Consider the following 16367-nt stretch of genomic DNA (forward strand, 5'->3'; position numbering starts at 1 on the left):
CCTAGTGTAGTGGGGGGAGCCGGAAGCGTAAATAAATGTTTGTTTAACAGATATTACCGGTCTGTTGCGCGGCGAGGTAAGTGCGGTAGAAATAAAGGAACCGGTGGAGGAAGCCCCACCGGGATGCAGCATTTATTGTAAATTAAAGTCAACCCACTGGCCGCCGGCGTCGGCGGATTTGACGCATTGTTCAACCCAGTAGACGCCGTGTAGGCCGGCCTCGACGTTCGGGTACCAGAAGTCTACCAGCAGCTCAGCGTCACCGCGATCCGTTGCATCCATGGCAATAGCGAAGCGGCGGTAGAGGTTTGCCCAGGCTTCGAACAGGCCCTCAGGATGGCCGCCGCCGATGCGATCGTCCGCCAGCGCCTCGCGGCTAAGGTAGGGCATTCCGCGCTCAAGGATCCGTGCCGGTTCGCCCTGCACCTCGTAGCTGAGCTGGTTGGGGCGCTCATCCCACCATTCGATACTGGCCTTTTCCCCGACCACGCGCACCTTTTGCGAATGCATGGCGCCGCTGTTGACCGCGCTGGTCCACATCGAACCGACCGCACCGTTGTCGTACTCCATCAGCACGAAGGCGTTATCTTCCAGCGGCGCCCTGGACTTAACGAAGCTCTGGCGGGCGCACATCAGGCGCTTAATGTTGATTTGCGGCACCATGGTTTCGGCGATAAACAGCGGGTGCGTTGCGAGATCGCCCAGCACGTAGCTCGGGCCCGCGTACTCCGGCGTCACCCGCCAGCGGGTCGATTCCGCCTGCAGCTCGACCGCCTCGTTATGAAAACCGTGGGCGAACTGCATGGTGATCACCCGAATCTGGCCGAGCAGCCCTTCGGCGATCATCTGCCGCGCCTGCTGGACCATCTGATATCCGGCATAGCCGTAGGTGACGCCGACGATTTTTTTCTGCCGGCGGCTCAGCGCCAGCAGTTCGTTGGCTTCGGCGGCGGTGAAGCACAGCGGCTTTTCGCAGATAACGTGCAGCCCGGCCTCCAGCGCGGCTTTGGCGATCGCAAAGTGGGTATTGTTTGGCGTGGTGACCGACACCGCCTCGACGCCATCGGGACGCAGCGCCTCCTCGCGGAACAGGGTTTGATAATCGGCGTAGCAGCGCTCTGGCGCGATGCCGAGCTGCTGGCCAAACCGGCGCCCGCGTTCGGCATCGATATCGAGCGCGCCCGCCAGCAGGGTGAATACGTTGTCGCGCAGCGCCGCAGAGCGGTGGCTGTAGCCAATCTGGCTGGTGCCGCCGCCGCCGATCATCCCCCAACGCAGGGAACGGGGCAGGGGTTTCATGCCGTTTAACATGGAGCTCTCCTTTCAAAAACACGGGTGTCAGAGGGGACGTTGAGTGATTCCTGCCGCTTGCGCCGTCGATGGGGCATATTTCGGCATCCACATTATGGAATTGTTTATTTCATTTTATTATAAATTTGAAATTTATTTTTCGTTTGTGCGAGGGCGATCGAAAAATGGCGATATCCGTGAAGAAATGAAGGGCAGGGGGGGAGAGGAAAGGAAAGAGAAGGCTATTTGCCGGGCGATACGGGGCGACACCTCCGGCGGGCGTGAGATAAGCAGGGAGGTGCAGACGATGCTGATTAGCTAGCGGTACAAATAAAAAACCCCGCCGAAGCGGGGTTTGTCACAGAGCCAATCTTATCCGACGTAGGCCAGCAGATTGTGCGAGTTCGGCACCATAAAGTCGACGGACATCATCACCGACAGTGCGGTAATAGCGACGATGGAAAAGACGAACAGCTTGCGTGCCCAGACTTTATCATCGGCCACTTTGTAACCGCGCAGCGCCATACCCAGCCACCAGACGCTCACCGCGGCTGCCACGACCAGGTATTTATACCCGGCGTAGCCACCCAGAGAGAGCATCAGCGTCGCGACGGCGAAAGCAATGATGTAGACGGTGATATGGTTCTTGGCAACCGAGATACCTTTCACTACCGGCAGAACCGGAATATTTGCCGCCTGATAATCCTTGAAGCGGAAAATCGCGATGGCATAGGAGTGAGGCATCTGCCACAGGCTAAAGATAGCCAGCAGAATGGCGGCACCGCTATCGAAATTACCGGTAACCGCACAGTAGCCAATCACCGGCGGCGCAGCGCCGGAGAGAGAACCAATCAGCGTGCCGTAGACGGAGTGGCGCTTCATGTACAGGCTGTAGACGCCGACATAAACCACGAACCCCATCACCCCCAGCCAGCAGGCCAGGGGATTAGCGCCAAACCACAGGAGCATGAAGCCAGCAATACCCAGCAAGGTGGCGTATACCAGCGAAGCTCCTGGCGAGATCAGCCCTTTGACCAGCACCCGGTTTTTCGTCCGTTCCATCTTGCGATCGATATCACGGTCGATGTAGTTGTTGAATACACAACCCGAGGCGACCACCAGGGACACGCCAAGGAGCGTCCAGGCGAACAGCGGATAGTCGATGTGGCCTTTAGAGGCCAGCAGGAAACCGCCGATCACCGAGATCAGGTTGCCGAAAATGATGCCAGGTTTCGTTACTTGCAGGTATTGCTTAAACATACTCGCCGCTCTTAGTGCATCATCATGTTGTAGTTCAGGTTCCACATAATCCAAATGGAGCCGATAACAACGATAGCAATGATGATTACGGTGAAGATAAACGCGGTCAGGTTCCAACCTTCGTCAGATTTGCTGTTCATATGCAGGAAGTACACCAGGTGTACCACGATCTGCACAACAGCAGTGACCAGGATAGTTCCCAGAATAGCCGCATGCGATGCGGAGCCACTCATAACCATAGCAAACGGAATGGCCGTCAGAATGATCGACAGGATAAATCCTGTCATGTAGCTCTTAACGCTGCCGTGAGAAGCGCCGTTATGATCGGTAGAATGACTCATTACATTGCCCCCATCAGATAAACAACAGAGAACACGCAGATCCACACCACGTCCAGGAAGTGCCAGAACAGGCTCAGGCACATGATACGGGTACGGTTAGTTGGTGTCAGGCCGCGACGCGAAACCTGGAACATCAGCACCGCCATCCAGATCAGACCGGAGGTGACGTGCAGACCGTGCGTGCCTACCAGCGCGAAGAACGCTGACAGGAAGCCGCTGCGATCCGGACCCATACCTTCAACAATCAGGTGATGGAATTCATAGAGTTCCATCGCGATGAACCCTGCCCCGAAGAGGAAGGTCAGCGCCAGCCAGGAAACGACCTGGCTCTTGTTGTTTTTGTACATGGCGATAGCCGCCATGCCGTAGGTGATGGAGCTGAACAGCAGCAGAGCAGTTTCAACCAGAACGAACGGCAGTTCGAAAATATCTTTACCGGTCGGGCCGCCCGCCGTGCCGTTCACCAGAACGGCATAGGTAGCGAACAGGGTGGCGAAGATAATGCAGTCGCTCATCAGGTAGATCCAGAAGCCGAATACCTTCATCGGCCCTGTATCGTGATGCCCGTGGTCGTGTCCGTGGGCGTTATGCGCAAGAGTATCAGTTGCCATTTTTCAGCCCCGCTTTGTTAATTTCATCGAAATGCTGACCTTCCAGTTTTTCGACTTCTGCAACAGGCACGTAGTAATCCACGTCTTCGTCAAAGCTCTTAATAATCCAGGTAACAACGATGCCGACAAAGCCAACAATCGCCATCCACCAGATATGCCAGATCATCGCGAAACCAAACACCGTAGCGAAGGCAGCAATAACGATGCCGGCGCCGCTGTTTTTCGGCATATGAATCTCTTCATAGCCTGCAGGTTTCTTGTACGCTTCGCCTTTTTCTTTCATTTCCCAGAACGCATCGCGCTCGTGGACGTTCGGAACGATAGCAAAGTTATAGAACGGCGGAGGTGAAGAGGTTGCCCACTCCAGAGTACGGCCGCCCCACGGGTCACCGGTCAGGTCGCGGTTTTGCTCGCGATCGCGGATGGAGACGTAGAACTGAATCAGCTGGCAGAGGATACCGCAAGCGATCAGCGCCGCGCCGCAGGCTGCAACAACCAGCATCGGGTGGAACTGCGGATCGATTTGCTGGCTCAGACGACGAGTCATCCCCATGAAGCCCAGCACGTACAGCGGCATAAACGCCACGAAGAAGCCGATGATCCAGAACCAGAACGCGCGTACGCCCCAGGTTTCGTTCAGCGTGAAGCCGAAGGCTTTTGGCCACCAGTAGGTCAGACCGGCGAAGCAGCCGAAGACCACACCACCGATAATAACGTTATGGAAGTGGGCAATCAGGAACAGGCTGTTGTGCAGAACGAAGTCCGCGCCCGGAACCGCCAGCAGTACACCGGTCATGCCGCCTACGGAGAAGGTGACGATGAAGCCGATAGTCCACAGCATGGCAGAGTTCAGGACGATACGTCCCTGGTACATAGTGAACAGCCAGTTGAAGATCTTCACCCCGGTCGGGATGGCGATAATCATGGTTGTAATACCGAAGAAGGCGTTGACGTTCGCACCGGCACCCATGGTGAAGAAGTGGTGCAGCCAAACGATGAACGACAGAACGGTAATACAAATGGTTGCCCATACCAGCGAGGTATAGCCGAACAGACGCTTACGCGAGAAGGTTGCCGCGATTTCGGAGAACACGCCGAATACCGGCAGAACCAGAATGTACACTTCCGGGTGGCCCCAGGCCCAAATCAGGTTGATGTACATCATCATGTTGCCACCCATATCGTTGGTAAAGAAATGGGTGCCCAGGTAGCGGTCCAGGGTCAGCAGCGCGACGGTGACGGTCAGAATTGGGAAGGAAGCAATAATCAGGATGTTGGCGCACAGAGAAGCCCAGGCGAACACGGGCATCTTGAACATCGTCATGCCAGGGGCACGCATCTTGATAATGGTCACAAAGAAGTTAATACCGGTTAAGGTTGTCCCGATACCGGACAGCTGGAGAGCCCAGATCCAGTAATCGACCCCAACGCCCGGACTGTACTCGATTCCCGATAGCGGCGGGTAGGCCAGCCAACCGGTCTGCGCGAACTCACCGACGCCCAGAGAGAGGTTAACCAGAATAACGCCAACAACGGTGAACCAGAAGCTCAGGTTGTTAAGGAACGGGAACGCCACGTCGCGCGCGCCGAGCTGCAGCGGAACAACGAGGTTCATCAGACCGATAACAAACGGCATCGCTACGAAGAAGATCATGATAACGCCGTGGGCGGTAAAGATCTGATCGTAGTGGTGAGGAGGCAGGAAGCCCGCATCCCCGGCCGAGGCCAGCACCTGCTGGCTACGCATCATGACGGCGTCAGCAAAGCCACGCAGCAGCATAACGATTGCTACGATGACGTACATGATACCGAGTCGTTTGTGGTCAACCGAAGTCAGCCACTCTTTCCATAGGTAGGACCACTTACCGAAGTAAGTGATTGCCGCCAGAAGCGCCAGTCCCCCGATGATGATTGCAGCTACCGTAATCACGATAATAGGTTCGTGATAGGGCACTGCATCCAGTGTTAGTTTTCCGAACATCGTTTTCTTCCTCGGTCCCTTAGTGAGCGGTTTCCGCGTGGCTCATGTCCATGCCTTCCATTCCTTCGTGCGCTGCGTGCTCGCCTTCAGGTTGGGACATGTCCATGCTCTTGCCGTGAGACATGAATTTGCCAATAACGTCTTTAAACAAATCTGGCTTCACGTTAGAGAAGTATTCCACTTTGTTGTATTCGCTAGGCGCAGCCACTTTTTCGAAGGCAGCCATGGAGTCCATGGTGTTCGAAGACTGTTTTACTTTCGCTACCCACTGATCGAAGGATGCACGATCCGGCGTGGCGAGAGCTTTGAACTTCATTCCTGAGAAGCCCGGGCCGCTATAGCTTGCGGAGATACCGTCATAAGTACCAGTTTCGTTCGCGATGAGGTGCAGCTGAGTCTGCATCCCGGCCATTGCGTAAATCTGGCTGCCTAAACGTGGGATAAAGAACGAGTTCATCACGGAGTTAGAGGTCACTTTGAAGTGTACCGGTACGTTCGCCGGGAAGGCGATTTCGTTGACGGTAGCAATACCCTGTTCCGGATAAATAAAGAACCATTTCCAGTCCATCGAAACAACTTCGATGACGATCGGATTCTCTTCGTGAGCTAGCGGTTTGCTTGGCTCTAATGCGTGAGTGGTTTTCCAGGTCAGAACGGCCAGGAACAGAATGATCAGGATAGGAACCGTCCAGACCACAGCTTCAACTTTGTTGGAGTGTGACCAGTTCGGGCTATACTTCGCATCTTTATTGCTCGCGCGATACTTCCAGGCAAATCCTACTGCCATTAAGACGGCGGGAATAACGACAATCATCATCAGGCCAAAGGCCGTCAGTATCAAAGAACGTTGCTCCAGTCCAATCTGTCCTTTTGGGTCAAGGAGCGCAGAATCACAACCACTGAGTAATACAGTACCTGCGATTAATGACATCCATCCCAAACTTTTATTGTATTTCCTAAGTCTCATTGAACGACCTCAATTCCACGGAATCTGGTGGCGCTTAAAGTGTGCGGGCATTTTACGGGAAGGTTGCATTACTGTAAACATGATTGGAGCTGTGTCAGTTCCGTGTTAGTGGGTTCTGCTTGCTTTGTCACATATGTAACCGAGTGTGACGCTGTCGCTTGCAAAGCCTGATTTGCGCTGGATCTATAACGAAAGGGATAAGAATGAAGTTGCTTATGGGGTAATGGGTATAACTATCGAGAAAATAGCACAACTAATTAACATTTAATTATCAAATAAAAGACATCGACGGCAAGAGGAAATAAACGGCCTTTGCTGAATCGTTTAAATTATTTAATGAATTGAATAAAAGTTGTCAATAATTTCCCAAAATGTAAAGCGCACAAAACAACAAATGAAAAAAGGAAAATATAAAATCGTTAATAAGCCGTTATAATTACGTTTAGTGATTAAAACGGCTTATTCCCACCGCCGACAGACGCGGGCCCAGGCGCGCTGGGCCCCGCAGAACGCGGTAACCTAAGCCAGCTCCGTTTTGCGCAGCGCCAGATAGTCCAGCAGGCTGCCGAGCAAAATGCCGCCAATGGCGGTCAGCGCCGCAATCTCCAGCAGGCCGGTTAAGAAGGAGAAAGCGGTGTAATCGAGGGCGTTCAGCACCAGCAGCAGCAGCCAGACCGCCAGCATGGTGCAGCCGATAGCCAACACGATCAGGGCCAGGGAATAGGCCTGCCGATAATGCGTGCGCGGCATAAACGTCTCCGTGCGCTGGGTATGTTCCAGGGTACGCCGACAGATAAGCAGCAGTACGATGCCGGGAACGGCCGCCACGACCGAGAAGAGATAAAACGTCGGCCAGCCGTGGGCTTCAACAAACCAGCCGGCAATCGGCCCGACGTACACGCGCCCGACGGCAGAGAGCGCCGACAGCAGCGCAAACTGGGTGGCGGAGAACGATTTATTGCACAGCGTCATTAATAGCGCGACAAACGCCGCGGTCCCCATCCCGCCGCACAGGTTTTCAAAAAATACCGCCGTGGCCATCGAGTAGATATGCTTATCGGTAATCGACAGCAGCCAGTAGCCGGCGTTGGAGACCCCCTGCAGCAGGCCGAAAATCAGCAGGGCGCGAAACAGGGTCAGTCGCTGCATCAATACGCCGCCGTACAGGGCGCCGACGATCGTGGCAAATAGCCCCAGCGTTTTATTCACCATCCCCACCTCGCCGGCGTCAAAACCGACGCCGCGGATCAGAAAAGTGGTGGTCAGGCTCATCGCAAAAGCGTCGCCGAGCTTATAAAGGACGATTAACAGTAAGATCAGCCAGGCGTTGTTGCGGCCGAAGAAATCGCGAAGCGGTTCCGCGACGGCCTGCTCAAGGCTTTTCGGTACCGGGATCGTGTCGCTGGGCTCCGGCGCCAGCAGGGTGGCGATGATGCACGGAACCAGCAGCGCGGCCATCAGCCAGTACATGCCCTGCCAGCCCAGCCAGCGGTCGGCCAGCCATAGCGCCAGGCCGCCGGAAACCAGCATCCCCAGACGGTAGCCCAGCACGCTAACCGCGGCGCCGGCTCCGCGCTCCTCGGCGGCCAGAATGTCGGTTTTCCACGCGTCGAAGACGATATCCTGCGATGCGGAACAGAAGGCAATAACCACCGCCAGCGCCGCCATCCAGCGCAGCTGCGTCGAGGGTTCAAGGAAGCCCATGGCCGCGATGGCGATAAGCAGCAGAAACTGCGTCAGCAGCAGCCAGCCGCGGCGCCTGCCGAGAAACGGCGGCGTGTAGCGGTCCATGACCGGTGACCACAGGAACTTGAAGACGTAGGCCTGGCCAACAAGCGAAAAGAAACCGATGGTTTTCAGATCGATATTCTCGACGGTCATCCACGCCTGCAGCGTGCCGGAGGTGAGGGCGAGAGGCAAACCGGAAGCAAAGCCGAGGATCAGCAAAATAGCTGATTTAGGCTGCTGAAAAATACGTAAGTAGTGACTGGACATGGGCCTGTAGCACGAACCCGACCGCTGGCCGGGTTCATGATTTTATTAACGCGCGTTTTGCTTGATGAAGTCGTGGATGCTGGTGTCCTGCGCCATGTCGGCGATAGTGTCGGTCAGAACGCTGTTCACCGCATTGGCAATATTCTTATTGGTAGCCTGGAATGCGCCTTCCACGGAATAGCTGGCGCGGTAGTTTTTGGTCATCTTCGTGCCGTTCGCCGCGGTGGCGATGATGGCGATATCCGCCTTGGTGGCGATGTTGTAACGCACGTTGCCCTGGGAAACGTCGGCGTACAGTTTATTCACGATGATTTGCAGATCGACGGCGCCGTTCGGCCCAATCATATAGCCGCGGGCGGTCATCTGTTTCTCCAGCACTTCCTGCAGCAGGAAGCGGAGATCGCGGGAGGCGGTCAGGGTGACCTGCTGATTATCGCGGGTCACTTTGGCCAGGGCCTGGTCCGGACGCTGATCGGCGCCGTTAATGCTGACGGTAACGCCCATCAGGCTCGGATCCTGCTGAGGCAGGGACATTTTCGGCGAGACATCAATAGTGGTCGGCGGTGTGGCGCATCCTGCCAGCATAAACATTGCGACCAGTGGGAAAAGAATTTTCTTAAACATGTTCAGGGGTCTCAAGGCATGGTGTTGTTATGAGGAAAATTGCCGTCATCATAACATCGCCAACGGCGAGGGGAAGTGGCAACGTATGTAAATTCATCTCGCTGTGCGTTTTCTGGCCGTCTTCCCATTTTTATGGCGATCCGCACGGACATTACGCCAGGCAGAGCCAGTAAACTTGATACTTTTGAATGAAAATATCAGAGAAATGCTAATTTTTTGTTGTTTTCCGGTAATGGAAACGGTAAAAGCGGCTAACATTTAAAAGGAATGGCGGCATCTCAGCGTTGTCGGAGGAGAAAATTCATGATGATACGTGAACAGATCGAAGCAAAACTTAGGGCAGCGTTCGACCCCGTGTATCTCGAAGTCGTGGATGAAAGTTATCGCCACAATGTTCCCGCGGGCTCCGAAAGTCATTTTAAAGTGGTGTTGGTGAGCGATCGTTTCACCGGCGAGCGTTTTCTCAGCCGTCACCGTATGATTTACGGTACGTTGACCGAGGAGCTGTCTGGCCCCGTGCACGCGCTGGCGCTGCATACCTATACGATTAAAGAGTGGGAAGGACTCCAGGACACCGTCTTTGCCTCCCCTGCCTGTCGCGGGGCTGGAAGCATCGCGTAGAAATCCTATTTGCAACCGCCGGAGCTTTTCCAGTATGTTGCGTGAAGATTTATCAGAAAACGGCCTACGGGCCGTTTTATTTTGCCTGGAAAATGTGCGCTATGGACACTTTTACAGGTAAATTTGCACGAGAAATGTGAAAAATGCCGCAGCAGTGGGCGACAACCGTTCTCGACTCACAAAAGTGATGCCGCTATAATGCCGCGTCTTATATGAATGTCTTCGGGATGATTCTGACGACAGGGAATGTGTTTCTGAAGTGAAGAGGGCATCCCGGTTCTGCGAAGCAACCTACACGCGCTTCCAGAGTTGACCGAGCACTGTGATTTTTTTGAGGTAACAAGATGCAAGTTTCAGTTGAAACCACTCAGGGCCTTGGGCGCCGTGTAACGATTACTATCGCTGCTGACAGCATCGAGAATGCTGTCAAAAGCGAGCTGGTCAACGTAGCGAAAAAAGTTCGCATTGACGGCTTCCGCAAGGGTAAAGTGCCGATGAATGTTGTCGCTCAGCGTTATGGCGCATCCGTTCGCCAGGACGTGCTGGGTGACCTGATGAGCCGTCACTTCGTTGACGCGATCATCAAAGAGAAAATCAATCCGGCTGGCGCACCGAACTATGTTCCGGGCGAATACAAGCTGGGTGAAGACTTCACCTACGCGGTAGAATTCGAAGTTTATCCGGAAGTTGAGCTGCAGGGTCTGGACGCGATCGAAGTTGAAAAACCGGTTGTTGAAGTGACCGACGCTGACGTCGACACCATGCTGGATACCCTGCGCAAGCAGCAGGCGAACTGGAAAGACAAAGACGGCGCTGTTGATGCAGAAGACCGCGTAACCATCGACTTCAGCGGTTCCGTTGACGGCGAAGAGTTCGAAGGCGGCAAAGCGTCTGACTTCGTACTGGCGATGGGCCAGGGTCGTATGATCCCGGGCTTTGAAGACGGTATCAAAGGCCACAAAGCTGGCGAAGAGTTCACTATCGAAGTGACCTTCCCGGAAGAGTACCACGCAGAAACTCTGAAAGGTAAAGCGGCTAAGTTCGTTATTAACCTGAAGAAAGTTGAAGAGCGCGAGCTGCCGGAACTGACTGCAGAATTCATCAAACGTTTCGGCGTTGAAGATGGTTCCGTAGAAGGTCTGCGCGCTGAAGTGCGTAAAAACATGGATCGCGAGCTGAAAGGCGCCGTGCGTAACCGCGTGAAGACTCAGGCTATCGAAGGTCTGGTGAAGGCTAACGAAATCGACGTTCCTGCGGCACTGATCGACAGCGAAATCGACGTTCTGCGTCGTCAGGCTGCTCAGCGCTTTGGCGGTAACGAAAACCAGGCTCTGGAACTGCCGCGTGAGCTGTTCGAGGAGCAGGCTAAACGCCGCGTTGTTGTTGGCCTGCTGCTGGGCGAAGTGATTCGTACCAACGAGCTGAAAGCTGACGAAGACCGCGTGAAAGGCCTGATCGAAGAGATGGCTTCTGCTTACGAAGATCCGACTGAAGTTGTTGAGTTCTACAGCAAAAACAACGAACTGATGGACAACATGCGTAACGTAGCTCTGGAAGAGCAGGCTGTTGAAGCGGTACTGGCGAAAGCTAAAGTTTCCGAGAAAGCGACCTCCTTCAGCGAGCTGATGAACCAGCAGGCGTAATTTCGCCCGGCGGTTTAAGGTTCGAGCAAAACCCGTTGCCGAGAGGCTGCGGGTTTTTTTTTAGAACAATGATGGCGTTAGGACGAGTGCGAAAAGCCGATTTCAGTGATAGCGTTACGACAAAAGATTGTTATGCTTGAATTATGGCGACAACGCCCCCATTACCGGGGAACGTAACTGCACGCGTGAAATCATGCATAATGACGAAGCGTGTCTGGCCGCCATCATTGAGGACGCAGGAATTCAGCTTAAGCAGCGGTAATTCGAATGATGACGGGCAGAAGACTCTGGCTGATAATCCGTCCATAAGGTTACAATCAGTGCAGCAGGTTTATTCAAAATTAATCCAGGAGACGGAAATGTCATACAGTGGCGAACGAGATAACTTTGCACCCCATATGGCCCTGGTGCCGATGGTCATTGAACAGACCTCGCGCGGTGAACGTTCTTTTGATATCTATTCCCGTCTGCTCAAGGAGCGCGTCATTTTTCTGACCGGCCAGGTGGAAGACCACATGGCGAACCTGATCGTGGCGCAGATGCTTTTTCTGGAAGCAGAAAACCCGGAAAAAGACATTTACCTGTACATTAACTCTCCGGGCGGGGTGATTACCGCCGGGATGTCGATTTATGACACCATGCAGTTCATCAAGCCTGACGTGAGCACCATTTGTATGGGCCAGGCGGCGTCGATGGGCGCGTTCCTGCTGACCGCAGGGGCAAAAGGCAAGCGTTTCTGCCTGCCGAATTCCCGCGTGATGATCCACCAGCCGCTGGGCGGCTATCAGGGTCAGGCAACGGATATCGAAATTCACGCCCGTGAAATTCTGAAAGTGAAGGGGCGCATGAATGAACTGATGGCACACCATACGGGTCAATCCCTTGAGCAGATTGAGCGCGACACCGAGCGTGACCGCTTCCTGTCTGCATCAGAAGCGGTGGAATACGGCCTGGTCGATTCCATTTTGACCCATCGTAATTGATGCCCCTGGCGCAAGGGTGCCGCTATACTTGTCTGAAGTAGGGCGGCACAACGCTTAACAGCGGCTTGCGCCTGAGAATGGCATTTGCGTCGTCGTGTGCGGCACAAAGAACTTAATAAGAGGTTTGGACTCATGACAGATAAACGCAAAGATGGATCGGGCAAATTGTTGTATTGCTCTTTTTGCGGCAAAAGCCAGCATGAAGTGCGTAAGCTGATCGCCGGGCCATCCGTGTATATCTGCGACGAATGCGTTGATTTATGTAACGACATCATTCGCGAAGAGATTAAAGAAGTGGCGCCGCATCGCGAGCGCAGCGCGCTGCCGACTCCGCACGAGATTCGCCACCATCTTGACGATTACGTTATCGGCCAGGAACCGGCGAAAAAAGTGCTGGCAGTAGCGGTATACAACCACTACAAGCGCCTGCGCAATGGCGATACCAGCAACGGCGTGGAGCTGGGTAAAAGCAACATTCTGCTGATTGGGCCGACGGGCTCCGGTAAGACTCTGCTGGCGGAAACGCTGGCTCGCCTGCTGGATGTACCGTTCACCATGGCTGATGCCACCACCCTGACCGAAGCCGGTTATGTGGGTGAGGACGTCGAAAACATCATTCAGAAACTGCTGCAGAAATGCGACTACGACGTGCAGAAAGCGCAGCGCGGCATCGTTTATATCGATGAAATCGACAAAATTTCCCGTAAATCGGATAACCCGTCGATTACCCGCGATGTTTCCGGTGAAGGCGTGCAGCAGGCGCTGCTGAAGCTTATCGAAGGCACCATTGCCGCCGTTCCGCCTCAGGGCGGACGCAAGCATCCGCAGCAGGAGTTCTTGCAGGTTGATACCTCCAAGATTCTGTTTATCTGCGGCGGTGCGTTTGCCGGCCTGGATAAAGTGATTTCTCATCGCGTAGAGACCGGTTCCGGAATTGGTTTCGGCGCGACGGTAAAAGCGAAATCCGACAAGGCCAGCGAAGGCGAACTGCTGTCCCAGGTTGAGCCGGAAGATCTGATCAAGTTTGGTCTGATCCCCGAGTTTATCGGCCGTCTGCCGGTGGTGGCGACCCTCAACGAGCTGAGCGAAGACGCGCTGATTCAGATCCTGAAAGAGCCGAAAAACGCCCTGACCAAGCAGTATCAGGCGCTGTTCAATCTTGAAGGCGCTGAGCTGGAGTTCCGTGATGAAGCGCTGGACGCTATCGCCAAGAAAGCGATGGCGCGTAAAACCGGCGCCCGCGGCCTGCGTTCTATCGTAGAAGCGGCGCTGCTCGATACCATGTACGACCTTCCGTCGATGGAAGACGTCGAAAAAGTGGTCATCGACGCCTCGGTTATCGACGGACAAAGCAAGCCGCTGCTGATTTACGGGAAACCGGAAGCGCAGCAGGCGTCTGGTGAATAATTAGCCAACTCGCTCAAGCAGTTAACCAAAAAGGGGGGATTTTATCTCCCCTTTTATTTTTCCTGCATTCCTGCCGTTGAATGTGTGGATTACATCCCCATATACTGGATTACATATTAACGGCGACGCGATCGAGAGTCGTGCCGCTGGCTACCTGGCGGACTTTAAACTAAGAGAGAGCTCTATGAATCCTGAGCGTTCTGAACGCATTGAAATCCCCGTATTGCCGTTGCGCGATGTGGTGGTTTATCCGCACATGGTCATACCCCTGTTTGTAGGGCGGGAAAAATCTATCCGTTGTCTTGAAGCGGCTATGGACCATGATAAAAAAATCATGCTGGTTGCGCAGAAAGAAGCTTCAACGGATGAGCCGGGTGTAAATGATCTTTTCACCGTCGGGACCGTGGCGTCAATTTTACAGATGCTGAAGCTGCCTGATGGCACGGTAAAAGTGCTGGTTGAAGGCCTGCAGCGGGCGCGTATTTCCGCGTTATCCGACGACGGCGAGCATTTTTCAGCGAAAGCGGAGTACCTTGAATCGCCTGCTATTGAAGAGCGCGAGCAGGAAGTCCTGGTTCGCACGGCTATCGGTCAGTTTGAAGGCTACATCAAGCTGAACAAAAAAATCCCCCCGGAAGTGCTGACGTCGCTGAATAGCATCGACGATCCCGCGCGTCTGGCGGACACCATCGCGGCGCACATGCCGCTGAAGCTGGCGGACAAACAGTCCGTGCTGGAGATGTCCGACGTTAACGAACGTCTGGAGTATCTGATGGCGATGATGGAATCAGAAATCGATCTGCTGCAGGTTGAGAAACGCATTCGCAACCGCGTTAAAAAGCAGATGGAAAAGTCCCAGCGTGAGTACTATCTGAATGAGCAGATGAAGGCCATCCAGAAAGAGCTCGGCGAGATGGACGATGCCCCGGACGAAAACGAAGCGTTGAAGCGTAAAATCGACGCCGCGAAAATGCCGAAAGAGGCGAAAGAAAAAACCGAAGCGGAACTGCAAAAGCTGAAGATGATGTCGCCGATGTCGGCGGAAGCTACCGTCGTGCGCGGCTACATCGACTGGATGGTGCAGGTGCCGTGGAACGCCCGCAGCAAGGTCAAAAAAGATCTGCGCCAGGCGCAGGAGATCCTCGATACCGACCACTACGGTCTGGAACGCGTGAAGGATCGTATTCTTGAGTACCTCGCAGTGCAGAGCCGCGTGAATAAGCTCAAAGGGCCGATCCTGTGCCTGGTTGGGCCGCCGGGGGTAGGTAAAACCTCTCTGGGTCAATCCATCGCCAAAGCCACCGGACGTAAATACGTGCGTATGGCGCTGGGCGGCGTGCGTGATGAAGCGGAAATCCGCGGTCACCGCCGGACCTACATCGGCTCAATGCCGGGTAAACTGATCCAGAAAATGGCGAAAGTGGGGGTTAAAAACCCGCTGTTCCTGCTTGATGAGATCGACAAAATGTCCTCCGACATGCGCGGCGATCCGGCGTCAGCTCTGCTGGAAGTGCTGGATCCTGAACAGAACGTGGCCTTTAACGACCACTATCTGGAAGTGGACTACGATCTGAGCGACGTGATGTTCGTGGCGACCTCTAACTCCATGAATATCCCGGCGCCGCTGCTGGACCGTATGGAAGTTATTCGTCTCTCCGGCTATACCGAAGATGAAAAGCTGAACATCGCTAAACAGCACCTGCTGTCGAAGCAAATCGAGCGTAACGCGCTGAAAAAAGGCGAGTTGACCGTTGAAGACAGCGCGATCGTCGGCATTATTCGCTATTACACCCGTGAAGCGGGCGTGCGTGGCCTGGAGCGTGAAATCTCCAAACTGTGCCGTAAGGCGGTTAAACAGCTGCTGCTGGATAAATCGCTCAAGCACATCACCATCAACGGCGATAACCTGCACGACTTCCTCGGCGTTCAGCGCTTTGACTACGGTCGTGCGGATAGCGAAAACCGCGTAGGTCAGGTGACCGGCCTGGCGTGGACGGAAGTGGGCGGCGATCTGCTGACCATCGAAACCGCCTGCGTTCCGGGTAAAGGCAAGCTCACCTACACCGGTTCGCTCGGCGAAGTGATGCAGGAATCCATTCAGGCAGCGCTGACCGTGGTGCGTTCTCGTGCGGATAAGCTGGGTATTAACTCAGATTTCTACGAAAAACGTGATATCCACGTCCACGTTCCGGAAGGGGCGACGCCGAAAGATGGCCCAAGCGCTGGTATTGCGATGTGTACCGCGCTGGTCTCCTGTCTGACGGGCAATCCGGTACGCGCCGATGTCGCCATGACCGGGGAAATTACCCTGCGTGGTCAGGTGCTGCCAATCGGTGGTCTGAAGGAAAAACTGCTGGCGGCGCACCGCGGCGGCATTAAGACTGTTCTGATTCCTGACGAAAACAAACGTGACCTTGAAGAAATTCCAGATAACGTTATCGCCGATTTGGATATCCATCCGGTGAAACGAATCGAAGAAGTTCTGGCACTTGCGCTGCAGAATGAGCCGTTCGGCATGCAGGTTGCCACGGCGAAATAGTGATTTCGCGCAAATTGCGCTAAGAAAAGTAGGGCTGGTAAGTAAATTCGTGCTTGCCAGCCTTTTTTTGTGTAGCTAACTTAGATCGCTGGCAGGGGGTCATCT

Annotated in this window: 14 protein-coding genes; 6 read left to right on the top strand and 8 right to left on the bottom strand. The window is 54.4% G+C overall.

Annotated elements, in window-relative coordinates:
• Nucleotides 1-132 precede the first annotated feature (132 nt).
• A complete protein-coding gene (locus EDF75_RS00520; RefSeq protein WP_133596404.1) occupies nucleotides 133-1311 on the bottom strand; it encodes a Gfo/Idh/MocA family protein in 1179 nt (392 codons plus the stop codon).
• Nucleotides 1312-1354: 43 nt separating this feature from the next.
• Between EDF75_RS00520 and EDF75_RS00525 the strand changes: the two genes are divergently transcribed.
• Nucleotides 1355-1612 carry a hypothetical protein gene (locus EDF75_RS00525; protein ID WP_133596406.1) on the top strand — a complete coding sequence of 86 codons (258 nt, stop codon included), beginning with the start codon at nucleotides 1355-1357 and terminating at the stop codon, nucleotides 1610-1612.
• 50 nt (nucleotides 1613-1662) lie between these two features.
• On the opposite strand, the gene cyoE is transcribed toward EDF75_RS00525, so the two are convergent.
• The 7 genes from cyoE to EDF75_RS00560 all read right to left on the bottom strand — a co-directional run bounded on the left by cyoE (nucleotide 1663) and on the right by EDF75_RS00560 (nucleotide 9069).
• On the bottom strand, nucleotides 1663-2550 hold the full coding sequence (gene cyoE / locus EDF75_RS00530; RefSeq protein WP_045854212.1) for a heme o synthase: 888 nt from the start codon (nucleotides 2548-2550) through the stop codon (nucleotides 1663-1665).
• Nucleotides 2551-2561: 11 nt separating this feature from the next.
• A complete protein-coding gene (locus tag EDF75_RS00535; protein WP_045854213.1) occupies nucleotides 2562-2891 on the bottom strand; it encodes a cytochrome o ubiquinol oxidase subunit IV in 330 nt (109 codons plus the stop codon).
• The gene (locus EDF75_RS00540; RefSeq protein ID WP_041144312.1) at nucleotides 2891-3502 is read right to left on the bottom strand and encodes a cytochrome o ubiquinol oxidase subunit III; all 612 of its coding nucleotides are present in this window, start codon (nucleotides 3500-3502) and stop codon (nucleotides 2891-2893) included. Before EDF75_RS00540 ends, EDF75_RS00535 begins: the two co-directional genes overlap by 1 nt.
• Complete coding sequence (gene cyoB / locus EDF75_RS00545) at nucleotides 3492-5483, bottom strand: cytochrome o ubiquinol oxidase subunit I (RefSeq protein WP_041144313.1); 1992 nt, start codon at nucleotides 5481-5483, stop codon at nucleotides 3492-3494. Before cyoB ends, EDF75_RS00540 begins: the two co-directional genes overlap by 11 nt.
• Before the next feature lie 19 nt (nucleotides 5484-5502).
• Nucleotides 5503-6450 carry a cytochrome o ubiquinol oxidase subunit II gene (gene cyoA, locus EDF75_RS00550; RefSeq protein WP_041144314.1) on the bottom strand — a complete coding sequence of 316 codons (948 nt, stop codon included), beginning with the start codon at nucleotides 6448-6450 and terminating at the stop codon, nucleotides 5503-5505.
• Between the two features lie 519 nt (nucleotides 6451-6969).
• The gene (ampG, locus tag EDF75_RS00555; protein WP_133596407.1) at nucleotides 6970-8445 is read right to left on the bottom strand and encodes a muropeptide MFS transporter AmpG; all 1476 of its coding nucleotides are present in this window, start codon (nucleotides 8443-8445) and stop codon (nucleotides 6970-6972) included.
• Between the two features lie 45 nt (nucleotides 8446-8490).
• Nucleotides 8491-9069 carry a lipoprotein gene (locus EDF75_RS00560; RefSeq protein WP_123706769.1) on the bottom strand — a complete coding sequence of 193 codons (579 nt, stop codon included), beginning with the start codon at nucleotides 9067-9069 and terminating at the stop codon, nucleotides 8491-8493.
• A 303-nt stretch (nucleotides 9070-9372) separates the two neighbouring features.
• Between EDF75_RS00560 and bolA the strand changes: the two genes are divergently transcribed.
• From bolA to lon, 5 genes are all read left to right on the top strand, one after another.
• Nucleotides 9373-9690, top strand: coding sequence for a transcriptional regulator BolA (gene bolA / locus EDF75_RS00565; RefSeq protein ID WP_041144317.1), 318 nt, complete (start codon nucleotides 9373-9375; stop codon nucleotides 9688-9690).
• A gap of 344 nt (nucleotides 9691-10034) precedes the next feature.
• Nucleotides 10035-11333 carry a trigger factor gene (gene tig / locus EDF75_RS00580; RefSeq protein WP_133596409.1) on the top strand — a complete coding sequence of 433 codons (1299 nt, stop codon included), beginning with the start codon at nucleotides 10035-10037 and terminating at the stop codon, nucleotides 11331-11333.
• A gap of 359 nt (nucleotides 11334-11692) precedes the next feature.
• Nucleotides 11693-12316, top strand: a complete 624-nt coding sequence (clpP, locus tag EDF75_RS00585) for an ATP-dependent Clp endopeptidase proteolytic subunit ClpP (protein WP_003021624.1) — start codon at nucleotides 11693-11695, stop codon at nucleotides 12314-12316.
• A gap of 132 nt (nucleotides 12317-12448) precedes the next feature.
• The gene (gene clpX / locus EDF75_RS00590; RefSeq protein ID WP_041144319.1) at nucleotides 12449-13723 is read left to right on the top strand and encodes an ATP-dependent protease ATP-binding subunit ClpX; all 1275 of its coding nucleotides are present in this window, start codon (nucleotides 12449-12451) and stop codon (nucleotides 13721-13723) included.
• A 184-nt stretch (nucleotides 13724-13907) separates the two neighbouring features.
• A complete protein-coding gene (lon, locus tag EDF75_RS00595) occupies nucleotides 13908-16262 on the top strand; it encodes an endopeptidase La (RefSeq protein ID WP_133596411.1) in 2355 nt (784 codons plus the stop codon).
• Nucleotides 16263-16367 lie beyond the last annotated feature (105 nt).

This window comes from Klebsiella sp. BIGb0149 (genome assembly GCF_004362605.1).
Taxonomy (GTDB): Bacteria; Pseudomonadota; Gammaproteobacteria; order Enterobacterales; family Enterobacteriaceae; genus Klebsiella; species Klebsiella terrigena.

What these genes read in the sequence shown, in the direction of transcription:
- cyoE (WP_045854212.1), bottom strand. Translation starts at nt 2,550, where the DNA reads ATGTTTAAGCAATACCTGCAAGTAACGAAACCTGGCATCATTTTCGGC.
- EDF75_RS00520 (WP_133596404.1), bottom strand. Translation starts at nt 1,311, where the DNA reads ATGTTAAACGGCATGAAACCCCTGCCCCGTTCCCTGCGTTGGGGGATG.
- clpX (WP_041144319.1), top strand. Translation starts at nt 12,449, where the DNA reads ATGACAGATAAACGCAAAGATGGATCGGGCAAATTGTTGTATTGCTCT.
- cyoA (WP_041144314.1), bottom strand. Translation starts at nt 6,450, where the DNA reads ATGAGACTTAGGAAATACAATAAAAGTTTGGGATGGATGTCATTAATC.
- clpP (WP_003021624.1), top strand. Translation starts at nt 11,693, where the DNA reads ATGTCATACAGTGGCGAACGAGATAACTTTGCACCCCATATGGCCCTG.
- tig (WP_133596409.1), top strand. Translation starts at nt 10,035, where the DNA reads ATGCAAGTTTCAGTTGAAACCACTCAGGGCCTTGGGCGCCGTGTAACG.
- lon (WP_133596411.1), top strand. Translation starts at nt 13,908, where the DNA reads ATGAATCCTGAGCGTTCTGAACGCATTGAAATCCCCGTATTGCCGTTG.
- EDF75_RS00540 (WP_041144312.1), bottom strand. Translation starts at nt 3,502, where the DNA reads ATGGCAACTGATACTCTTGCGCATAACGCCCACGGACACGACCACGGG.
- bolA (WP_041144317.1), top strand. Translation starts at nt 9,373, where the DNA reads ATGATGATACGTGAACAGATCGAAGCAAAACTTAGGGCAGCGTTCGAC.
- EDF75_RS00535 (WP_045854213.1), bottom strand. Translation starts at nt 2,891, where the DNA reads ATGAGTCATTCTACCGATCATAACGGCGCTTCTCACGGCAGCGTTAAG.
- cyoB (WP_041144313.1), bottom strand. Translation starts at nt 5,483, where the DNA reads ATGTTCGGAAAACTAACACTGGATGCAGTGCCCTATCACGAACCTATT.
- ampG (WP_133596407.1), bottom strand. Translation starts at nt 8,445, where the DNA reads ATGTCCAGTCACTACTTACGTATTTTTCAGCAGCCTAAATCAGCTATT.
- EDF75_RS00560 (WP_123706769.1), bottom strand. Translation starts at nt 9,069, where the DNA reads ATGTTTAAGAAAATTCTTTTCCCACTGGTCGCAATGTTTATGCTGGCA.